Consider the following 22,858-nt stretch of genomic DNA (forward strand, 5'->3'; position numbering starts at 1 on the left):
CTGACAATAATTTACAGGTATCTATTTGGGCAATTAAAATTAATTTATATCTTTGCAACATTAGTCTAAGAAAGACTAATTATTTGTATTATTTTTGATATTATTTTCAAGAATATTTAATCTTATACTATGGTTTTTTCTTTTTTTTTATCTAAAAAAGCATCCGGATCCGGACACCGGATTTATATCTCCTACACCGCTTCTGTTTCCGGAAATAAAATCTGTAAACTTCCGCTAGGTCTTTTTATCGCCAAAGAAGAATGGGATCAAGAGAAGCAACGCCCCTTAAACATCTATTGTAAAAAATACAAAAGGCTTTATGCAGCTCTCAATACCATTAAGATCAGAATTGCAGAACTTCTTCAGGAAAAACCGGATCTTTCCCTTAAAACCATTTCGGCAGCGATCAGAAAACTAGGATTTGAAGAGAATACAAGCTTTACTGACGGTCATTTCCTTTCTCTGATGAATGATTATCTGGAATTAAAGAAAAACTCGGTAAGCCTTTCCACTTTCCGCCGCTACCAGGTTTTTATGCGTTTGATGGAAAAGTTTGAAGGCTATCTTTGCCGGCGGATTCTTCCGGAAGACATCGACAGCTTTTTTATCAGGAGTTTCTATGCTTTCGGGAGAGAAGAGCAATATACCGAAAGTACACTCAACAGAAGCGCAGAGTTTATTAAAACCATCCTGAATTTTGCCGAAACAAAAGGGATCAGAACCCATGTCCGACAGATAGAGATACCCAGATCAAAAGTACAGAGAAAAGTACTGATCCTGGATGAAAAAGAGATAAAGAAAATCAAGCAGGCCAGGACGCCCAGGAGACTGCAGCAGGCCAAGGACTGGCTGGTCATCAGCTGTTATACCGGACAGCGGATCTCGGATTTCATGAAATTCGGCAGCAGCCAGATCATTACCATAGACGGGAAAAAGTGTATTTCCTTCATTCAGCAGAAAACACATAAAGAAATTGTTTTACCCCTTCACCCGATTGTCCTGAAGATTATGGGGCGGTACGGAAACGGCTTTCCCAAGCCTCTGGATCCGGGTAGCTATAATGAACAGATCAAGGAAGTAGCAGCTATTGCCCGGATTGACACTCCGGTAAAGATCCGGAAAAGAATCGGGTTCCGCAGCAGGGAACTTGACACGGAGAAATGGCAGAACATCAGCAGCCATATCGGAAGAAGGAGCTTCGCCTCGAATTTCTACGGCAAGATCCCTACTCCGCTTCTGATGCAGGCCACCGGCCACAGCACCGAGCAGATGTTCCTGAATTACATTAATCCGGTCAACCATGCCAGGGTGATCAGCCTGGGAAATTATTTTGAGAAAATTTATGCGGAAGGGGCTTGACTAACGTGAACCCGAAGAAGAACCGAGCTGAAAGGCTGGAAGAGGGAAGCTGGATGCCTGAAGTCTCACCGGTCAAAGATAGGTCCGGAGGCCTTAATCATCAAACTAAATCTTTTGTCATTTTATCAGAGGAAGTTCTTATTTAATCCTGAATAAAAGAATCTTGGTTTATTTTTAAACCAAACTCTGATTTATACTGTCTTAAGGTTCCGAAGGGACGGCTTATTACAGGACAGGATAAATCCTGACAGCAGCGTGAACATTCCATCGTTCTGCCAAAAGGAATTTTATTTAAAATCCGGACTTAATTAGCCTTAATCTACCCAATCAATCAAACAAATAAATGCAAACTGAAGGCGATCGATTTAGGGTTAATTAAAGACCGGAGCAGCCGGACCGGTTGATCAGAACAAATTTATTGGTACCGCAAAAAATAACCCGCTCCAAAGAGCAGGCTATTCTATATTTATTATTTGTAATTGTTATTTTTCGTCCTCATCGAAATTGTGGTTTTCATATTTCGAAAAATCCTGTTTTTTGCCGAATAAAAATTTAATGATAATCGGAACGGTGGTTATCAGAACAATAACGATGATAATAAGTTCCAGCTTTTTCTTCAGGTCGATTCCGAACTGGTCGATGAACAGCTTGTCCAGGTAATGCCCGGCAAAAATCAGCAGAAAAGACCAGAGCACCGCACCGATGACGTTGTCTCTTAAGAAATCTCTTTTATCCATTTTCACAATCCCTGCTACAATCGGGGTAAAGGTACGGACTACCGGTAAAAACCTGGCCATAATAACCGCCAGGGCACCGTTTTTCTCGAAAAAATCGTGGGCCTGATAAAGATATTTCTTCTTGAAGAGCCAGTTGTCCGGTTTCTTATACAGGGCAGAACCTGCTTTTCTTCCGAAATAATAGCCCACCTCATTGCCGACAATGGCTGCCAAAGCTACGGATGAAGCCAGGATAAATGTGTCCAGGAAATCACTTCCGGTAGAACCGAAAGTCGCCTCGATAATATCGATCGAATAAATTCCCGAAACGAAAAGCAACGAATCTCCCGGTAAAAAAAATCCTATAAAAAGACCGGTCTCGGCAAAAATAATAAACAGGATCAGCCAAAACCCACCCAGTTTGATGTAGAACTCGGGATTTAATAAATCTTTCCAATTGTTGTAATCTTCCATACCTTTTGATAAGCAACAAAAATAGGATTAATAAACGTCAAAAGGAAATATATTGTAAGATTTTAACGAAATTTAAAAATACCTTTTATAAGTCCATATCGTCGTCTGAAACAGCCGTTCCATCGGCCATCAGGAAGGCTTTCAGGAAAGGCGTAAGATTTCCGTTCATTACAGAATCCACATCCGAAGTTTCAAAGCCGGAGCGTACATCTTTTACCAGTTTGTAAGGATGCATAACGTAATTCCTGATCTGGCTGCCCCACTCGATTTTCATTTTGTTGGCTTCAATTTCATTACGGGCTTTCAGCCGTTCTTCCAGTTCCATTTCATATAATCTTGAACGGAGCAACTGCATCGCTTTTTCCTTATTCTGAAGCTGTGAACGGGATTCGGAGTTTTCAATGATGATTCCTGTCGGGGCGTGACGGAGACGGACCGCCGTTTCCACCTTGTTGACGTTCTGTCCCCCCGCTCCGGAAGACCGCATCGTCTCAAATGAAATATCGGCCGGATTGATGTTGATCTCAATGGTATCATCCACCAGAGGATAAACATATACCGATACGAAACTGGTATGTCGCTTGGCATTGGAATCGAAAGGGGAAATCCTTACCAACCGGTGAACGCCGTTTTCACCTCTCAGGTAGCCAAAGGCAAACTCTCCTTCTATTTCCAGGGTTACGGTTTTCACACCGGCTACATCGCCTTCCTGGAAATTGAGTTCACGGATTTTATAACCCTGCTTTTCCGCCCACATTGTATACATCCTCATCAGCATGGAAGCCCAGTCGCAACTTTCCGTTCCTCCGGCTCCGGCTGTAATCTGAAGCACTGCCGAAAGTTCGTCCCCTTCGTTGGAAAGCATGTTTTTGAATTCCAGGTCTTCGATTTTTTCCACCAACTGAGGAAAGGTGGCATCCAGTTCCTTTTCGGAATCAGGATCTTCCTTTGCAAATTCCACCAGGACCTGCAGGTCTTCAAACCGGGTATTGATTTCATCATAGGCTTCCACCCATTTTTTCTTGGAACGGAGCTGCTTCAGGAAGGCCTCCGCCGTTTTGGGATTGTCCCAGAATTCGGGTGCAGCCGTTTTTTCATCGTCATTGGCAATTTCAATCTTCTTCTTGTCGATCTGAAGATATTTATGGAGGTCGTCAATCCTTGATTGGATTTCTTTTATCTGGTCGTTGTTGATCACGATTTCTTATTTCCTGCAAAAATAAGAAATTTTTATTCCGTTATTGCCGTATCTTGTCGGTTTGGGATTAAAATGCAGAGGTCCGGTACTGTTGGTTGGATTATAATGCCTGTATAGTTGTTGAATTGCACAAGACGCAAGAAAACTGAATCATGTTGCTGCTGCTGAAAGGCGCAAGGAATCTGACGCTGTCAAATTTCGACACCCCGAATATTAACTTTAAATTTCATGCTTTACAAAATCAGCAGTATGCAATTTTATCAGAGATGAAATCCTGGCGCCTTACAGCATGAAGTATTCAAAAGTTTTGCGCCTTAGCGATTTTCCAATATTATTCGTAATGTAAATTCACAGTAGTGTAAGCTCACAATTGACCATTCACTTGCGGAGCAAAATTCACCATTCACCATCACCCCTGGCTTCCGCCCTCTTCTTCATTGTGATGGAATCCGATGATCCGGCGCGGCTCTTCCACGGCGCGGTAGGTATCCACTTCTTTTTTGAGTTCTTTGATCCGCAACTGGAACTGGTCGAAATTGTTGACGGTTACATCTTTCAGGAAAACCGCAATCTGATCGAGGTATTCTCCCGTCAGCTTTCCGGCTGCATCCCGCAAAGCTCCATTCAGAAGGTTCTGGTCTATTTCCAGGTTTTCGTTTCGGGTTTTCCGGTAAAGGTTTTTGATCCTTTTTTTCAGGCTTTGGGTAAAATCGATCAGCATGGTGTTGCTGAAGACTTTCATCTTTGCAGAAACGCCGGTCCAGAAAGGAATCTGATCGGCTTTGTTGTTTTTAAGGATTTTAAACAGAAGAGAGTCTTTTTCGAGGTTTTTCGTTATGGCATACAGGATGATCTCTGCCCGTTCTCCAGCATTGGGAGGGAAAACCGGAACCATCACGTCAAACCGTCCGGGAGCGGTAATTTCCTCATCGATATCAGAGACGGATTTTGCAGAACCTATCATCAGAAGTCTTTCCTGCTCAAATCTTGAGATGTGGTGCAGGATCGTTTCCTGGGCTTCCAGGTTGCATGAGGCCACCCGGTTTTCCGCTTTCCTGGGCATCATGATCTCATCAAAATCCTCCATAAACAATAAGATTTTGTCTTCCTTCATCACCGTAACCAGGAAATCATTGAAATCGGTCTGACTCCCATCTACGTAAGAAGTCCCGAGAGCATGCTTTTTTACTTCTTTAAACTGATAGCCGATGATCTCTGCAATCTTATTGGCCCAGAAAATCTTGCCGCTGCCGGGAGGGCCGTACAGGATGATCCCCGCCGGCCTGTTGATGCCCCAGTCTTTGATCTGCTGCGGATTAAGGAAAGGCTCCAGCACTTCTGAAATGTAAAAAAACAAATCCCGGTAGCCGATGAAATCCCTTTTCTGAAGACTGGTTTTGTGGCCGAAATAATCATAGACAAACTGATAGTTACCGCCTAACTGATTATCGATTCCATAGCTTGAAACCGAAGACCTGAAAAAGCCGTTGTCGAAAATGTTGGGATCTTTTTCTTTGATCGCCTGTTCGATTTTCTCTTTCGGTTGCTTGATGGTTTCCGCAATCTGTTCCAGGGTTTTGGTTTTATCCAGATCTTTTTCGTAACGCCTTAAAAATTCGGCATTTTCGCGGGCAAACTTTTCAAAATCCTTTTTTACTTCAAAATTGGTGTGGATGCAATCCGTAAGGTCGAGATCAAAATCCTGAATGAATTGCTTTATCGCTTCGGCCGATACATTCAGTTCCCCGGCCAGTTCAATTAACTTCATAATTCCCGATTAATTCTATCAAATGTAAGATTTTTAAAAATTAAATTTTATGGATATCCATTATTATTTGTAACAAAATTTCAATTACATAGACTACTACTATGTAAAACAAATTACATGGAAAAAATTTTATCAGTAAAGAATCTGACGAAAAAATTCAAAAGAACGGTAGTGAACAATATTTCCTTTGATGTGGAAAGAGGAAATGTTTACGGATTACTCGGTCCCAACGGAAGCGGAAAATCCACCACCTTCGGGATGCTGCTTTCCACAATCAACCCGACAAGCGGCGAATGGTACTGGTTCGGGAAAAAAGGCACCGGTCCGGACACGTTGAAGAAAATCGGGGCCATTATCGAACAGCCGAATTTTTATCCGTACCTGAATGCGGAAACCAACCTGAAAATCGTAGCGGAGATCAAGGGAACACCTTATGCAAGGATTGATGAGGTTCTACGAACCGTTAACCTGCTGGAAAGGAAAAAAGACCTGTTCCGTACGTACTCGCTGGGCATGAAGCAGCGTCTGGCCATTGCGTCCGCCATGCTGAACAATCCTGAAGTGATGATCCTGGATGAGCCGACAAACGGGCTCGATCCCGAAGGAATCATCCAGATCCGTGAGATCATCAGCAATATTGCCAAACAGGGCATTACGATTATTATCGCCAGCCACCTGCTGGATGAAATTGAAAAGATATGCAGCCATGTGATCGTTCTGAAAGAAGGAACCTCGCTGTATTGCGGAAGGGTAGACGAAATGACCGCCAACAACGGCTACTTTGAACTGAAAGCGGACAACAATGCCTTGCTGCTGGATGCGCTGAATGAACTCCAGTGGTTTACTGCCGTTAATCAGGACGGTGATCTGCTGAAAGCCCAGATCCGGGATGATGCCTCGATTTCCGCCTCAACCCTGAACCGGAAGCTGGCTGAAAAAGGAATTTTCCTTTCGCACCTGACGAAGAAAAAGCTGTCGCTTGAATCCCAATTCCTTGAACTTGTAAAAAACACAAAATAATCATGCTTAAACTATTAAAACTAGAATACTACAAAAACCTGAACTACCGGCCGTTTAAGGTTTTTACGATCTTATATTTCGCCATTCTGGTGGCTCTGCTTTTTATCGGACTAATTGACTTCGACCTTTTCGGAGGAACGGTTAATCTGAAGGAACAGGGAATCTACAACTTTCCGGAGATCTGGAATTTTACAACCTGGATCGTGGCCCTGCTGAAAATCTTCCTGGGACTGATCATTGTGTTTTCCATCTCACAGGAGTTCAGCAACCGGATGTTCAAGCAGAATACGATTGACGGATTAAGCCGGACCGAATTCATCTCTTCCAAACTTTTGACCATCAGCGTTTTTACAGTTGTTTCCACAGTGATCGTTTTCGGGATTACCCTGTTCCTGGGATATCAGTATTCCGATACCACCGAGTCGGCGAAGGTTTTTAAAGAAATTTTCTTCATCGGCAATTATTTTATCAAGCTGTTTACATTCTTCTGCTTCTTGATGTTCCTTTCCGTATTGCTGAGAAAGTCGGTGTTTGTTTTCCTGGCCCTTTTCGTGTTCTGGATTGGAGAAAGCATCCTATCAGCCGTTGAGGTATTTACAAAAGTAAGGGGATTGCAGGGCGAACAGAGAAACCAGATCCTGCAGAACGACTTTTTCGTGACGCATCTTCTGCCGCTGGAAAGCATGTCGAGCCTGATTCCGAACCCGATGATGAGATTAAACATGGCCAAAATGATGGGCATGAAGTATGAATTCCATTACCCTGTGGAAAGCCTCGTGGCCTGCCTGTTCTGGTGCGCGATTTTCATCTTCGGATCCTACTGGATCCTGAGGAAAAGAGACTGGTAGGAAATAACGTGAATGAAGAGGCTGGAAGAGGGAAGCCGGATGCCGGAAGTTTCTCCTGCCAAAAAACAGGATCAAAGTTCTTGCTCAGCAAACTACTGCATATTTTGCATTCTGTTACAGAATTCTGATTAGTTTTTAATTTTATTTTTGAATCAATCAAAACAACCGGATATAAGGTTGATACAGCCAACTTCAAGTTCTTTAATATTTAACTGAACTCAATATTTTAAGCAGTCCGTTTTCCGGGCTGCTTTTGTGTTTCGTTATATTAAAATTTTCATTAAATTCCGGTTAAAATTCAAGCCATGAAAAAGATCTATTATTTCCCGGGAATGATCAGTGCTTTGATCGTGCCTGTTTTATTTTGGTATTTTATCCATCCGTATATTAATGAAACGAAATATAATGTAGTTGACATCGGGCTTCCTGCTAAAGTGAAACAGAAAAAAAATGATTTCGTTAATTCTTTTGAACCTTTAAGAAATTGGAATTATAAAAAAATAAAAGTCTATCCTTCAACAGCCAGAGAAAATTCTGCTTTATATGTTTCGGAGATAAAAGCAATGCAGAAAAGAAATGAAAAGGAAACCGGGATTGAGTTTATTCTGGACGAAAATAATACATATGGCGATTTTGTCTCTCTATTGAATGATATGGCCATTGCAAAACAGGAAACCTATGCTTTAGATCTGGAAAAAACAGGACATTTCTTTGCTGTGGTTAACTATATTGATCCGGATGCAAAGGAAGATTTTTTTGGTGATGATACCGTTATAATTCCCATTGATTACGGATCACTTTCATATGGAGAGTATAGCCCTAATCTCTACGAAACATCAAAACAGATTTTACTGAATCTCCCAAAACCTGCTTATTATATTGTTTCCGGCTTTTTATTATTTCTGAACATCTCGATGTTCGGCATCAAAGAAAATCTTCAGATAAAGAGAAATAGAGTATAACTGCCTGTTAAACCTTCAAGGTTTCAAAAACCTTGAAGGTTTAAATTATTATACAGCAGCTTTAAGACAAAAAAGGACTGCCTTGCGGCAGCCCCCTTACAATCACTTCTTCACTTTAAAAACACTTATTTTTTTTCTTTATCCAATAAGGCAATGTATTCTCCATAGCCTTTGGCTTTCATTTCCGCTTTCGGGATAAATTTCAGCGAGGCACTGTTGATACAGTACCGGAGTCCGCCTTTGTCTGCCGGTCCGTCATTGAAAACGTGACCTAAATGCGCATCTCCCGTTTTACTTCTTACTTCAACCCTTGTCATCCCATGGGAACGGTCCAGTTTTTCTTCTACCAGTTTTTTAGTAATCGGCTTGGAGAAACTTGGCCATCCGCATCCGGATTCAAATTTATCGGTGGAGATAAATAACGGTTCCCCTGTGGTAATGTCTACGTAGATCCCTTCACGGGTTTCATCCCAGTATTCATTTTTAAAAGCCATCTCCGTTCCGTTTTCCTGGGTTACATTATACTGTTCGGCAGTCAGTTTTTCCTTTAAAACTTTTTTATCCTGCTTCTGGTAGGTGGTTGCCTTGGTTTCCTTTTTTTTCGGTGGATTGGCATTTTTCGCCATTTCAAACAACCCCGGTTCGATGTGGCAATAGCCTCCCGGATTTTTGTCAAGATAATCCTGGTGATAGTCTTCCGCTCTGTAGAAATTCTTTAACGGAATTGTTTCTACTACAACCGGTTTGCTGTAATTCTTTGCCAGTTTGGCCACTTCGGCCTTTACCATCGCTTCCGTTTCTTTATCGGTGGTATAGATTCCTGTCCTGTACTGGTTTCCTCTGTCATTTCCCTGTTGGTCAATGCTGGTTGGGTCAATGGTTTTAAAATACAGATCGATCAACAGATTCAGATCTACTTCTTCAGGATCGTATTTTACCTTTACCGTTTCGGCAAATCCTGTCGTATGGCTTACCACTTCTTCATACGTCGGATTTTTTTTGTTCCCGTTGGCATATCCTACTTCCGTACCTACCACCCCTCTGATCTGCTGGAAAAAATGTTCGGTTCCCCAGAAACATCCGCCTGCAAAATAGATTTCCTTTACATTTTTATTGTCCATAATGGTCTCATTTTCTTTCTTTACTTCTGTAGATTTCGTTTTGGCATCTCCACAGCTCGTAGCAAAAACCGCAATACCCAGAACAACGCTGAGCAATATTAATATGTTCTTCATTTTTATTTTTATATCCATTTCAAATCTTTACTTTTCTTCATTAAAAACCTGCCTATCTAAATTGCAAATTTCGGACTAATTTTCCGGTTGTTTCAAAGATAATCTCTATCTCCGCGATAGCAGTCTGCAGGATTTCCTTGCATTATCATTTACGAAAAATTTCAGGAAATGGTTTTGATACTGAAAAGATTTACCCTGTTTATACAAAAGAATTTTACCTGGATTAGCGGTCTGTTTTTACAAAGCAAAGCGCCACAGCATTTTTCCAACACCAGGATGTTTGTTTTTCATCCGTAAAGATGCTTTGAGAGGGTGGATATAAACTTTTTCACCTGGTAAACAGGCACTGTTTCTCAGAGGACAGATATATAGTGACCTGTATAATTAACCTTAATTTGATAAATTTTCAGTCAGACTTTATAATATTAATTTTAGTTTTGATATCCTCTTATTGATATTGTATACTCTTTGTTTATTAATAGCAGTAAAACTTCCGGCACCCCTCTTTCCTCTTCCGGCATATTACCCTTCAGGTCCGCTTTAAATTTACGGCTTCCCGTTTACGGTTTTCAGTAAAAAACAGTAGATTTGCATCTTATCAAAACTGTAAAAAAAAGCAAAGCATATAGATCATGACATCACAAGAGATCCGTCAGAAATTTTTAGATTATTTTCAAAGTAAAGGCCACCTGATCGTACCTTCCGCACCCATCGTGCTGAAAGACGACCCCACCCTGATGTTTTCCAACTCTGGGATGACCCAGTTCAAGGATTATTTTTTAGGGTACAAAGAGCCTAAAGCCACCCGGATTGCCGATACCCAGAAATGCCTCCGGGTTTCCGGGAAACACAACGACCTGGATGATGTGGGCAGGGATACCTACCACCACACCATGTTTGAAATGTTGGGGAACTGGTCTTTCGGCGACTATTTCAAAGAAAATGCTATTGCTTTTGCCTGGGAATTATTAACGGAAGTTTATGGAATTCCGAAAGAAAACCTGTACGTTACGATTTTCGAGGGCGACACTTCCGAAAATCTGGAAAGGGACCATGATGCATATAATTTCTGGAAGTCCCATATTTCCGAGGACCGGATTATCAACGGAAACAAAAAGGACAACTTCTGGGAGATGGGTGCCAGCGGACCTTGCGGGCCTTGTTCTGAAATTCATGTGGATTTGAGAAGCGCTGAAGAAAAAGCGCAGGTTTCAGGACTTGACTTGGTCAACAACGATCATCCGCAGGTGGTGGAAATCTGGAATCTGGTTTTCATGCAGTACAACAGGAAAGCAGACGGCTCCCTGGAAAATCTGCCGGCCAAACATATCGATACCGGAATGGGCTTCGAGCGTCTGTGTATGGCGCTTCAGGGAAAATCTTCCAATTATGATACCGATGTTTTCACTCCGCTGATTGCTGAAGTGGAAAAACTTTCCGGTAAAAAATACACCGGAATTTTAGAAAGCGAAAAAGACATTGCCATCCGCGTGGTAGTGGACCATATCCGGGCCGTTGCTTTTGCGATTGCCGACGGCCAGCTGCCTTCCAACGGAGGAGCCGGCTATGTAATCCGCAGAATTCTGAGAAGGGGAATTTCCTATTCTTACCGGTTCCTGGACATGAAAGAACCCTTCCTTTACAAATTGGTGGCGGTTCTGCAGGGACAGATGGGGACCTTCTTCCCGGAACTTGAGAAGCAGGGAACCCTGGTTACCGAAGTCATCAAAAGTGAAGAGGAATCTTTCCTGAGAACCATTGAAAACGGATTGATCCGGGTGGAAAAACTGATCCAGCAGACAATTGCCGATAACCAAAAAGTATTGCCTACGGAAGAGGTTTTTGAATTGTACGATACTTATGGCTTCCCTGATGATTTAACCAGAATCATTGCTGAAGAAAAAGGGTTAACCATTGATGAAAAAGGTTTTGAGCAGGCATTAAATGAACAGAAACAACGTTCAAAAGCTGATTCTGTCCAGAAAGTCTACGACTGGGTAACCCTGGAAGAAAAACCTGAAAATTTCGTAGGCTACGATACCTTTGAATCGGAAACCTACATCACCAGATACCGTAAAGTAGAAAATAAAGACGGCGCATTTTACCAGGTGGTTTTAAGTGAATCTCCTTTCTACCCTGAAGGCGGTGGACAGGTTGGTGACAAAGGGGTTATTGAAAATGCTACGGAGCGCTTCGAGGTTCTGGAAACCAAAAAGGAAAACGGGCTGATCGTTTCCCTGATCACCGGTCTTCCGAAAGATGCCGGTGCCCTCTTCTATGCTAAAGTGAATACAGTGAACCGGAAAAACTCCCAGGCCAACCACTCGGTAACCCATTTACTGCACGAAGCTTTAAGAGAGGTATTGGGAACCCATGTTGAGCAGAAAGGCTCTTACGTAGGCCCGGATTACCTTCGTTTCGACTTTTCCCACTTCAATAAAATGACAGAAGAAGAACTGGCATTGGTGGAAAACAAAGTAAATGCTAAAATTAAAGAAAGCATCGCCCTGCAGGAATTCAGGAACATCCCGATCCGAGAAGCTCTTGACAAAGGAGCCATGGCACTGTTCGGTGAGAAATACGGCGACAGTGTGAGAATGATCCAGTTCGGAAGCTCGAAGGAACTCTGCGGGGGAACCCATGTAAAAAATACGAATGAGATCGGCCATTTTAAAATCATTTCCGAAAGCTCTGCAGCTGCAGGAATCAGAAGGATTGAAGCGATCTCCGGTGACGAATCTGAAAAATATTTCAAAAACCTGGAAAAGCAGGTTGCTGAACTGTCACAGCTGCTGAAATCCAAAGACCTGATGCGTTCGATTGAAAAATTAATGGAAGAAAATTCGTCTCTGAAATCTGAAGTGGAAGCCTTCAAAAAGGAAAAAGCCAAAGGTGAAATCGGCGACTGGAAAGGGGCCTACGAGCAGAAAGGCGATAAATTGCTTCTGGTAAAAAGAACCTCTCTGGATGCAGGTTCGGTAAAAGATATCGTCTTCCAGCTGAAGAAAGAAATCCCGACTTCCATCACGGTTATTCTGTCCGACGCAGACGGAAAACCAATGATTACCGTTGGTGTTTCAGATGATCTGGCAGGAATCTATCAGGCCGGAGCACTCATTAAAGAACTGGCCAAAGAAATCCAGGGCGGCGGCGGCGGAAACCCGGGCTTTGCCACAGCCGGAGGGAAAAACCTCGACGGACTGGAAAATGCATATCAGAAAGCGTTGAATATTTAATCATACATACAGGTTCACAACAATCCGTCAAGACTTTATTATAAAATCCCGTTCATTTTTGGACGGGATTTGTTTTATCAGTAAAAATTTATCCTATTACCTCAAATCGATTTTGAAAAGTCCGCTTAAAGTTCTTTTGTCTGCAAATTTCTTATCCATTTTCTCCAATGCGCTGCAAAACACCCGAACTGACGGAATGACTGCTTATAAGCCTAAAATTTTTAATTAAATACATTCTCATATAATTCCGAATAGATCTTGAGACATTGTACCAAGATGGCATAACAGTATGATTAACGCCTTTATCTATAACAATTTTTTAATCTCTTTTTTTCCACTACCTGGAAAAAATACCTGAATCAACAGAATATTTACTTTTAATCTAATCAAAAATTACTTAAAATTTCCAGGAATTCTTTTTATAACTCCACTTTGGAACGATTCATGATTAATGAAAAAAGAACAGATTATTTTTATCTTAAATATAACGGATTGCGATATACTAAACAATAATACAACTTATATCACAAATTTATAAAAGCAACGATATAAAAAACCTGTTTTTATTAAGAATAACACACTTACACCTATTAATACAACTACAAAAATTAACATTATGAAACCGACACAAATTCTTTCAAAAATCCAGCTGGCCGTATTAACATTAATGATGAACTTTGCCTTTGTATGGACCAGTGCACAGGAAAAAGCAGCAGACTTAAAAGTAGATGTTAATGTAGATAAAGGAGGAAGTTCAGCCGGCATCATGTCCAATCCTATTTTATGGGTAGCAGGAGCCCTGATTATCATCCTTATTGTGGCTCTGGCAGCAAGAGGAAATGGAAACAGCAGAGCATAAAAGAGGATTTTCTTATCCTATTTACATTAAAGCAGGCGAGGCTGTCTAATTTTTTAGACAGCCTGATTTTTTTAGTTCCATTCAGGGTGATAGAACTTGAGTACCTGTTGAATTCCCATCAGTTTCCCTGCCGGTCAGTTCATTATTTTTAACAAAAGATTATATTTTTTGCTATGGTATTGTAACCTTCTTATCAATAGTTTTGTCTTATCTACAAAGTAAAACTAATGACAAAACTTTTAACCCCCTTATTTTTATTCTTTACACTGCTTTTCTTCGGGCAGAATCAGTTGAAGGTCGTCAGCAAAGCTGATAAAAAGCCCATTTATAATGCAGCAGTCTATTGTGAGGATGAGCTTCTAGGAAAGACCGATTTTAATGGATTATTATCTTTTAAGACAAAGTGTAAAAAGGTAGAAATCCTGGCCAGCAACTTTCAGGATGTGACGGCCGACGTAAAGAAATCCATGGAAGCGGCCATGCAGCCTTTATCCGAAAAAATGGGTACGATCGACAAAGTGGTTATTCAGGACAAAAGCGATCCGAAAGCCCTGAGAATACTTGATGAAGTGAACAAAAGAGCCAAAGAAAATTCACCCAAATCCCTGGATTCCTACAATTTTAAATCCTACACCAAATTTTCCATTGATGTTGATAAAGATTCAATCGGCATTTATAAAGACTTCCTGGCAATAAGAAAAGATTCGCTCTCAAAAGTGGATAAAAAGGAGGTGAAGCAGACTAAAAAGGAGGAAAAAGATTCTCTTACGGCAGAAGATTTTATTCAGGCTTCGGCGGAAGGCCAGATGTTTCTCTGGGAAAAAGCAGCCGAGTACAAATATTCCAAAAGCTTCGGTGAAAAAACCAATATTATCGACAACCGGATGTCAGGTTTCAAAAATCCGGTCTACGAAGCCCTGGCCATCAATATTTCCAACCTGGACCGGACTCCCAGACAGCTGAAACCGGAAAACAGGAAGCTGTTTAACTTTTACCTCTCTGATACAATCCGGCTCGACGGAAGAAAAACGTATGTGATTAAATTCAAGGAAATCACCGACAAGAAAAAACAGAACCCGAGAAAATTCAACGGCAAAATCTATGTAGACTCTGAAACCTATGCCTTGAAAAAGTTTGAAAGCAGCAGCAAGAAGAAAAATGAAGGAGAAATCGTCTCCGTCTGGAAGCCCGTCGGCGGAAAATGGTTTCTGGATTACGAAGATATGAGGGTGAAAATGGGAGACCAGAGTTTTGACACTTCCAAAAAAGACAGCGTGAAAGCCGGCGAAAAACCAAAATACAACAAAAAAAGCTTCGGCAATTACCTTTATGTAAAAAACCGGTTTTTTGATTTTGAGCTGAACAAAGAACAGAAAGCATCCGATTTCAAAGGCTATTCCCTGGAAGTGAAAAATTCAGACGGCAGCCTTCTGGATCAGTACCGTACCGACAGCCTGACGGCGAGGGAAAGTGCTACCTATACCAAAATCGACAGTTTTGTACAGAAACATGATTTTGAAAAGAAACTCAATACCTTGACCCAGTTGTTGAGAGGGAACCTGCGGTACAAAATCATTGATTTCGATATTACCAAGCTTTTCAGCTACGACCAGTACCAGGGGATCCGTCTGGGTGCAGGCATCAAGCTGAATGAGAGATTCAGCAAGACCTTCTCACCGGACGGGTATTTCGGATACGGATTCAAAGACCACCGCTGGAAATACGGCCTTGGTTTAGACGTGAAGTTATCACAAAAAAGAACTTCGGTATTCCGGATTGAATATATCGACGATGTTTTTGCAGCAGGAAGGTTCAGCAATGCCATGTGGGATATGATGATGAAAATCCCGGACCTCAACCTCGACCTTCACAATGCTGCTTTCTACAGAAACCAGAAATGGGGTGCTTCCTTCCTTTATGATCTATCCAATTCATTAAGCATGAAAATTGCGCTGAACAGGGAAAAGCAACAGGCCCGTTTCGACTATCAGTACAAAGACCTCGGAAATGCTTTCGACAATACCAGTGCTACCCTCTCCCTTAAATTTTCCCCGAATGATAAAAATATCATGACCCCGACCGGAAAATATACGTATGAAAAAGGCTATCCGCAGATCTTCATGAATTACGAACAGGGATTCCGGACACTGGGCGGAAATCTGGATTACCACCGAATGGATGCTTTAATCGTCCATCAGTTCAGATCAAAACTGGGGTATACCAACATTAAACTTTTCGGAGGGCTTTCTTCCGGAGACGCGCCGATCTGGAAAAACTTTGAAATGGCGGGACAGAGGGACCTGACTCTGGAAAAATGGACCTCTGCGGTCAGCACACCTTCCAATCTGGGATTTGCCACCATGCCGGCAGGAACTTTCTTTGCCGATAGGTTCATCGCTTTTAAAGTATCGCAATACCTTCCGTTCAGGTTCAAAACGCTGGGTAAAAGATATTCCAACATTGAGCTTGAATACCAGGCGGCCGCCGGAAATATGAAAAACCGGGAAGACCATCAGTTCATGTTCCGGGTGTTGGATCATTACTACCAGGAAGCCGGGTTCATGTGGAACAGCTTCCTGGGAAGCCGCTACAGCGTAGGTTTTTCTTACCGGTTAGGTTATTATCAGACTTCAGAGTTTAAAGATAATTTCGGGATTAAAGTTAAATTCAATTTACTGAATTGACGGTATTCTTGATTGATGATCATTATTATTTCGATGCAGCGGACTTTTGGGTCCGCTTTTTTTATTTCCTACGGCTGCACGGTTTTTTACGGATGATCGCGTATATCCTACGGGATTTAGATTTTTTCAGATATTAAACTTAACGTGAATTCGACCTTATTGACATCATATTCAGTCGATTATTTAAATCAAAAATAAAAGTTAGAATGATTCAGTCAGGATTTTGGATACCACTCATCCTGGTAGAATGAATAAACGGTTCACGCTTCTGACAGGATTTTATCCTATCCTGTACCAAGCCTTCCCTTCAGGACTTTGAAACGATATTAATCCTTCTCTGATTGAAAAATAACCTAAACCGGTTATTGAGGATTACATAAAAAATTTTCTGATAAAGCAAAAACCTATAAGTTTGATGATCAGCACCTTTGATCCTGTATTTAACAAGAGAAACTTCCGGCATCCAACACCGCTCTTCCAGCCGCTTAATCCAGGTTCTTCGAGTTCACGTTAAACTTTTTCATCCGTTAGTGCTCCGGTACCCTCATTTTAAATTTCTTCCCTGGCAACAGATTCATGCTCAGCTGAAGACCGCCATTCCATTTTAACGTATAAAATTTTGTTAACCTGCCAAAACCGCGTGGTAAAAACTTTTCTGTGCGGAGAAATATCATTAATTTTGAAAGGTTTTTTTATGAAAAGGATTTTATTGTTTTTCGGTCTTTTATGCTGGACGTTTGGTTTCTCACAATCGAAAGTTACCGCTATTGAAGGCATTACCATCGAAGACAAAAGCGATCCGAGAGCACTTGAAATCCTGAGAAAAGTCAGTCAGCAGTTCCGGGAAAACTCACCGAAGACCCTGGATTCCTATTCTTACAAATCGTATGAAAAAATTTCACTGGATATCGATGAAGACAGCATTTCGCAGTACAATAAGTTTTTTGAGGAAACCGGGATGTTCCGGGAAAAACGCAGGAAAGATTCACTGAACAACATTTCGGCGAGAAAAATATTTTCCAAAAGCAAACTGTTTCTCTGGGAAAGGGCCCAGGAATTTCTGTACTCCAAACAATACGGCGAGAAAATCAATATCCTGGACAACCGGATCTCCGGACTGAAACAGCCGATTTATGAAATGATTGCCCTTCAGCAGAGCAACCGGGATAAGATCCCCGATCAGCTGAAACAGGAGAACCGGGGATTGTACCGGTTTTTCCTCACCGACACGCTGGAAATGGACGGCCGGAAAAACTTTGTCATCCGCTTCAGGGAAGTTAATTTTAAAAATCCTGATAAAAAACGGAAATACAACGGCGCCATCTATATCGATACCGAAACCTACGGCGTTAAAAAAATAGAAAATTTCAGCAAGAATAAAAACGACGGCATTATTACCAGCACCTGGATTTTCTTTCATAACAAATGGTTTCTCGCCCATGAAACCGTAAAGCTGAAGATGAGCAACATGAAGCTGGAAGAAGAAGGAATTCAGCATCCGGATGAAAAACCGGACCGCAAAAAGAAACAGACTTTCGGGACCTATGCTTTCCTGACCTCCCGGTATTTCGATTATCAATCTCCTGCCGATAACAGCCCCGCCGATTTCAGAGGCTATACCTTCTCCGTAAAAAATATCCGCGGAAATACCCTGGACCAATACAGAACCGATCCCCTGACGGAACGGGAGAAAAACACCTACAAAACCATCGACAGCCTCGGCCGCAGGTACAATATCGATAACAAAGCCCAGATCCTGAGCGGTCTGCTGAATGGCCAGATCCGCGTTGGCGCAGTGGATTTTGCGGTGGATGAAATCGTCAATTACAATTTATACGAAGGATTCAGGGTCGGTTTAAAGGCCAAGCTGAATGAAAATTTCAGCCCTTATTTCTCTCCGGACTATACATTCGCCTACGGTTTCAAAGACGATAAGTGGAAATACAGGATCGGTCTCGACATCAAAACCACCCTTGAAAAAGACTCTTACTTCAGGATAGATTATTATGATGACGTAACCGCTTCCGGCGAGTTTTACCGGAGGCTGTGGAATTTCAAGATGCGTATGGCGAATTACGGAAACAATCTGAATAACGATCGCTATTACCATTACAGGGGTGCTTCCGTTTCTTACCTGAATGACGTTACCAACGGACTGACTTTGGTTTTTGCGGCAAGAAGGAACCTGGAAGAAGCCCTATTCGACTACTCCTTCCGAGGAAAAGGTTCTTCATTTGAAAATTTCAACACCCTGTTTACCCTGAAATATTCCCCGAACTCTACGAACATCATGACTCCGCAAGGAAAATCACTGATCGACCAGAAGTATCCGGAGCTGTATTTCAACTATGAGCAGAGCTATAAAATTTTTGGCGGAGATTTCAGCTATATGCGCTTTGACGCGCTTTTCGTCCATCATGTTAAAACAAGGTTCGGAACCACGGGATTCCGGCTGTACGGAGGAATGGTGTTCGGGGGTGCCCCGATCTGGAAAAACTTCACCATGAACGGGCTGGCATCGCCGAGAAGGGATTTTAATTTCAACCTCACTTCATTCCTCGGCTTTGCGACGCTGGAAGGCGGAAAGTATTATAATGACCGTTTTGTGGCTTATTATCTGACCCACAAGCTGCCATGGTATTTTAAAAGTTTCGGTCAGAACATTTCGAGCTTCGATTTTGTGCTGCGCGGAACCATCGGAGATATGGATAAGGCCGAATACCATCAGTTCAGGTTCCGTCCGCTAAACCATCTTTACCAGGAAGTCGGCCTGGAATGGAACAATTTCCTTTCCACCTACTTTAATCTGGGATTGTTTTACCGGGTCGGCTATTATACCACCCACAACTTCAAACAGAACTTTGCCGTTCAGTTCAAATTAAAATTATTAGAATTCTAAACCGATCCGGCCCCTTTACCTGAAGCGGATAAAAATAAAATAAAATAAAAGACTATGCAGAAAATCGAAATACAAGCAGAACAGTTCTTCGAATTATTAAAATTAAAAGACACGTCGATGTGGGAAATTTTCGCTCAGATGATCGACGGCAACGAAAAGGAAATCATCTTCCTGGATCATGAGAACAAAATCCTCTTCAACTACATCCTGCCCTCCCACCCGGAAAAGCTGGAAGAAGACCGCGCTGAATTCTCCAAACAGTTTGCCGATAAGCTGGCGAATTTGAATTAAGGTGGAGGGTTAGAGAGTTGGAGAGTTATTGAATATGGAATGAAAATTTTCAGTAAAAATAGATTTTTAATTAAAAATTTATACTTAAAAAAACATTTATATTAATACTTTAATTAGATGATAATAAAACAGTTAAATGTCGTAAATATTCATCAAAATTTGTATAATTTTCTACACTAAAATTTTCAAAACGGCTTTTTATGTTTGTAAAAGTTTAATCAACTAAATTTTTTACACATGAAAAAGAAAATTTTATTTTGTGCCATGATGGGAATTTCAGTTATGGCATTTGCGAGAATTCAGGCAGTTTGGACTTCTACTTGTGGAGTAAAGCATTACACTTCATTTCCAGATAGCTGGACTTACAACCAAATGGCTAACTGGATTGAAAGTATGAACTACAATGAATGTGGAACAGAAGCAAATGTAACAATCCATCCTTAATTTGCAAGCAAGCAGATAGTTCTAACTATCTGCTTTAATTAATTTATTTATGAAAAATTTTTTTTGTGTTTTATTAGTATACATTTATCTTTTCGCTAATGGTCAAAAGATAGAATTTGAGCCAACAATAAAAGTCACTTATAATACAAATTTAAATCTCGGAGAAAAGAATATGAAAAATAAAGATTTCATCTTGGTTGGAAATTCCCGAGACTATTATTTTGCCATCGACAATATTTACCGTTACGATTCCGGAAATTATACTTCTTCAGGAGGAATTGATACTAAAAAAAACAGCATTATATTTAATGACAGAATATTAAAAATAAATAATAAAACTACGATTTTCACGATTGCGGTCAATTCAAAAATACGTTATGAAGAATATGAATCTTTACAATGGGTTTTATATAGTGATACAAAAATAATCAATGGAATAAAATGTCAAATGGCTGCGACAAACGGATTTGGAAGAAGATGGATCGCTTATTTTTCTAAAGAATATCCGCAATCTCTAGGTCCATACAAATTCAATGGTTTACCAGGATTGATCCTTGAACTTTATGACACAAAAAATGATTATCATTTTACCGCAACGAAGATTGAAAAAAATTCAGAAGAGTTTGAGTTTAATCTTTCTCCATTCAAGCTGATGAGTAAGAAAAATTATTTGCAGTCTAAATACAATATGGAGTTTACCGTTGCTGCTTTCCCGGATATGGACGAAGACATGAGAAAACAAACACAGGAGATGCTGGACAAAAAGAAAAAACTATTTAATAATCCCTTAGAACTAAAACCTTTTGAATAATTATTTATTTTTGCTATTCCGTAAAAATCCAGGTTGATTTATCAAAATAAAATTATTAGTTTTCTATCGGATTGACAAATTGAACAAGTTTTAAAATCAAGCCTTACAATATCAATAAACGGTCTCACCTTTGAGACCGTTTTATTATTTCTTCAAATTTTTGATAAGTTCCTGAATTTGTCCGCTTAATTTTTCTGCAAGATCCTTATCTGAAAGATTGATAATAATTCCATGTTGACCACCGGTTGAATAATCATTATTTACACCCACAATGCTTGTAGATGTTTCAAATAAATCTTCAATCTTTACTCCAAAAATATCCGCAAGTTTTGGAATATAGCCTGATTTTATTTCTGTTGTTTCGTTTTCCCAGTTGACATACGTTAGTCTGTCTACATTCAGCATATCAGCAATATCCTGTTGGGAATATTTAGTTTTGCTTCGTAATTTTTTCAGATTGGTTCCTACACTCATGCTTTTGTTTTTATACAAATTAATATTTGTTTGAAAGTTAAAAAAATTTATTTACATTTCCTGACTAACAGCTTCTCAAAAACAGATCAACTGTCTTTTTCGTTTCTGCAACATCATGCACCCTCAGGATTTTAGCACCCTGCTGCAGCACTTTAAGATGAAGTTTCTGCGTTTCTTCATTAATGTCTGCCGGCGATTTCCCAAGTGGCTTATAGATGAATGATTTCCTGGAGATTCCGATCAAAAGGGGAAATTTACCGGAACCAAAATACTTTACCTCATCAATCATTTTCATTTGATCCTTTACGGTTTTCCCAAAGCCAAAACCGGGATCCAAAATAATATCCCGAATGCCTTTTGCGAGCAGTTCAGCTGTTTTTTCGGAGAAATACCGGCTGATGGAAACGGTAATGTCTTCAAACTTTATTTTATCATGCATGGTTTCGTAGGAAGGATTCACATGCATCAGAATATACGGAAGCTTTGTCCCGGCAACCGCATCAAACATCCGGTCATCATACTGTCCCCCGGAAATATCGTTGATCAGATCAATTCCCTCGTTAAAGCCGAACTTCACCGTTTCGGAATAAAAAGTATCCAGGGATACCAGGGCTTCCGGAAATTCTTTTTTAATTAAAGAAATGATCCTTCCGATTCTGTTTATTTCTTCACCGGCACTTAAAAATTCAGCATGCGGCCGCGTCGACTGCGGCCCGATGTCGATGATCCCGGCACCCTCTTCCAGCATTTTTTCAGCCTGTACCAGAGCCGCTTCGTCATTATTGAATTTTCCGCCGTCGGAAAAAGAATCGGGGGTCAGGTTCAGGATGCCCATGATTTTAGGCGTCGACAGATCCACCAGCTTCCCGTTGCAGTTTAGAGTATGAGATCCGATTGATGATCCAAGATGTTCCATCCGGCAAAAATACGACTTCCAGGCCCGAACTCCAATATCCGCAAAAAACTCAGCCCTGATTTCCGCTACCTAAAACCTAATTCGTATATTTGGAAGATTAAGAAAATTTATGTCAGAAACTTCAGTACAGTTCGGGAAAATTATTGGTCAGTGCCGCGAATTATTCAGCAAAAAATTACAGGATTACGGAGCTGCATGGAGGGTTTTAAGACCGAGTTCGATTACGGACCAGATTTACATTAAAGTGAACAGGATCCGTACCCTGCAGATGACTGATAAAAAAATGGTGGACGAAAGTGAAGAAGATGAGTTTATCGCCATCGTCAACTACTCGATCATCGGGCTGATCCAGCTTGAAAAGGGCTTTTCCAACGATTTCAATGAAGATAAGGAAGACGTGATGCAGCTTTACGACCGGTATGCAACGGAAGCCCAACAGCTGATGGAGCGGAAAAACCATGACTACGGTGAAGCCTGGAGGGATATGCGGATTTCATCGATTACCGATCTTATTTACCAGAAAGTACTGAGAACGAAACAGATCGAGGACAACCAGGGGGTAACGATTGCTTCCGAAGGCCTGGATGCCAATTATTTCGACATGCTGAATTATGCCGTTTTCTGCCTGATCAAGTTTTCTGAAAAAGCAAGCCCCGTAGAATAA

General features: G+C 41.0%; 18 protein-coding genes. 12 read left to right on the top strand and 6 right to left on the bottom strand.

What is annotated here, in order from left to right; all coding sequences use genetic code 11:
* Window positions 1-129 precede the first annotated feature (129 nt).
* Window positions 130-1,359, top strand: coding sequence for a site-specific integrase (locus tag CHA01nite_RS10535; protein WP_146941276.1), 1,230 nt, complete (start codon window positions 130-132; stop codon window positions 1,357-1,359).
* A gap of 482 nt (window positions 1,360-1,841) precedes the next feature.
* Here CHA01nite_RS10535 and CHA01nite_RS10540 read toward each other — a convergent pair whose 3' ends face one another.
* From CHA01nite_RS10540 to CHA01nite_RS10550, 3 genes are all read right to left on the bottom strand, one after another.
* Window positions 1,842-2,549, bottom strand: coding sequence for a DedA family protein (locus tag CHA01nite_RS10540; RefSeq protein ID WP_146941277.1), 708 nt, complete (start codon window positions 2,547-2,549; stop codon window positions 1,842-1,844).
* An 85-nt stretch (window positions 2,550-2,634) separates the two neighbouring features.
* Complete coding sequence (prfB, locus tag CHA01nite_RS10545) at window positions 2,635-3,747, bottom strand: peptide chain release factor 2 (RefSeq protein ID WP_146941278.1); 1,113 nt, start codon at window positions 3,745-3,747, stop codon at window positions 2,635-2,637.
* 409 nt (window positions 3,748-4,156) lie between these two features.
* Window positions 4,157-5,515, bottom strand: coding sequence for an AAA family ATPase (locus tag CHA01nite_RS10550; RefSeq protein WP_146941279.1), 1,359 nt, complete (start codon window positions 5,513-5,515; stop codon window positions 4,157-4,159).
* Window positions 5,516-5,632: 117 nt separating this feature from the next.
* Between CHA01nite_RS10550 and CHA01nite_RS10555 the strand changes: the two genes are divergently transcribed.
* The 3 genes from CHA01nite_RS10555 (at window position 5,633) to CHA01nite_RS10565 (ending at window position 8,345) form a co-directional block, all read left to right on the top strand.
* Window positions 5,633-6,535 carry an ABC transporter ATP-binding protein gene (locus tag CHA01nite_RS10555; protein WP_146941280.1) on the top strand — a complete coding sequence of 301 codons (903 nt, stop codon included), beginning with the start codon at window positions 5,633-5,635 and terminating at the stop codon, window positions 6,533-6,535.
* Between the two features lie 2 nt (window positions 6,536-6,537).
* Window positions 6,538-7,383 carry an ABC transporter permease gene (locus CHA01nite_RS10560; protein WP_146941281.1) on the top strand — a complete coding sequence of 282 codons (846 nt, stop codon included), beginning with the start codon at window positions 6,538-6,540 and terminating at the stop codon, window positions 7,381-7,383.
* A gap of 305 nt (window positions 7,384-7,688) precedes the next feature.
* The gene (locus tag CHA01nite_RS10565) at window positions 7,689-8,345 is read left to right on the top strand and encodes a hypothetical protein (RefSeq protein WP_146941282.1); all 657 of its coding nucleotides are present in this window, start codon (window positions 7,689-7,691) and stop codon (window positions 8,343-8,345) included.
* Window positions 8,346-8,470: 125 nt separating this feature from the next.
* Here CHA01nite_RS10565 and msrB read toward each other — a convergent pair whose 3' ends face one another.
* A complete protein-coding gene (gene msrB / locus CHA01nite_RS10570; protein WP_146941283.1) occupies window positions 8,471-9,580 on the bottom strand; it encodes a peptide-methionine (R)-S-oxide reductase MsrB in 1,110 nt (369 codons plus the stop codon).
* A 632-nt stretch (window positions 9,581-10,212) separates the two neighbouring features.
* On the opposite strand from msrB, the gene alaS reads away from it, so the two are divergent.
* From alaS to CHA01nite_RS10605, 7 genes are all read left to right on the top strand, one after another.
* Complete coding sequence (alaS, locus tag CHA01nite_RS10575) at window positions 10,213-12,816, top strand: alanine--tRNA ligase (protein WP_146941284.1); 2,604 nt, start codon at window positions 10,213-10,215, stop codon at window positions 12,814-12,816.
* 616 nt (window positions 12,817-13,432) lie between these two features.
* The gene (locus tag CHA01nite_RS10580; protein ID WP_146941285.1) at window positions 13,433-13,675 is read left to right on the top strand and encodes a hypothetical protein; all 243 of its coding nucleotides are present in this window, start codon (window positions 13,433-13,435) and stop codon (window positions 13,673-13,675) included.
* A 227-nt stretch (window positions 13,676-13,902) separates the two neighbouring features.
* The gene (locus CHA01nite_RS10585; RefSeq protein WP_146941286.1) at window positions 13,903-16,359 is read left to right on the top strand and encodes a DUF5686 family protein; all 2,457 of its coding nucleotides are present in this window, start codon (window positions 13,903-13,905) and stop codon (window positions 16,357-16,359) included.
* A 694-nt stretch (window positions 16,360-17,053) separates the two neighbouring features.
* Window positions 17,054-19,258: a hypothetical protein gene (locus CHA01nite_RS10590; RefSeq protein ID WP_228458397.1), complete on the top strand. Its 2,205-nt coding sequence runs from the start codon at window positions 17,054-17,056 to the stop codon at window positions 19,256-19,258.
* A gap of 54 nt (window positions 19,259-19,312) precedes the next feature.
* Entirely contained in the window at window positions 19,313-19,549 is a 237-nt protein-coding gene (locus tag CHA01nite_RS10595; RefSeq protein WP_146941287.1) for a hypothetical protein, read from the top strand.
* Window positions 19,550-19,786: 237 nt separating this feature from the next.
* Complete coding sequence (locus tag CHA01nite_RS10600; RefSeq protein ID WP_146941288.1) at window positions 19,787-19,993, top strand: hypothetical protein; 207 nt, start codon at window positions 19,787-19,789, stop codon at window positions 19,991-19,993.
* 49 nt (window positions 19,994-20,042) lie between these two features.
* A complete protein-coding gene (locus CHA01nite_RS10605) occupies window positions 20,043-20,804 on the top strand; it encodes a GLPGLI family protein (protein WP_146941289.1) in 762 nt (253 codons plus the stop codon).
* Between the two features lie 144 nt (window positions 20,805-20,948).
* Here the strand turns inward: CHA01nite_RS10605 and CHA01nite_RS10610 are convergent, their stop codons facing one another.
* The gene (locus tag CHA01nite_RS10610; RefSeq protein ID WP_146941290.1) at window positions 20,949-21,278 is read right to left on the bottom strand and encodes a helix-turn-helix transcriptional regulator; all 330 of its coding nucleotides are present in this window, start codon (window positions 21,276-21,278) and stop codon (window positions 20,949-20,951) included.
* 64 nt (window positions 21,279-21,342) lie between these two features.
* A complete protein-coding gene (gene folP, locus CHA01nite_RS10615) occupies window positions 21,343-22,194 on the bottom strand; it encodes a dihydropteroate synthase (protein WP_170234720.1) in 852 nt (283 codons plus the stop codon).
* A gap of 109 nt (window positions 22,195-22,303) precedes the next feature.
* Between folP and CHA01nite_RS10620 the strand changes: the two genes are divergently transcribed.
* Window positions 22,304-22,858 (top strand): DUF1599 domain-containing protein, encoded by a 555-nt coding sequence (locus tag CHA01nite_RS10620; RefSeq protein ID WP_146941291.1) that lies wholly within the window; start codon window positions 22,304-22,306, stop codon window positions 22,856-22,858.

Source organism: Chryseobacterium hagamense, assembly GCF_007991455.1.
Taxonomy (GTDB): domain Bacteria; phylum Bacteroidota; class Bacteroidia; order Flavobacteriales; family Weeksellaceae; genus Chryseobacterium; species Chryseobacterium hagamense.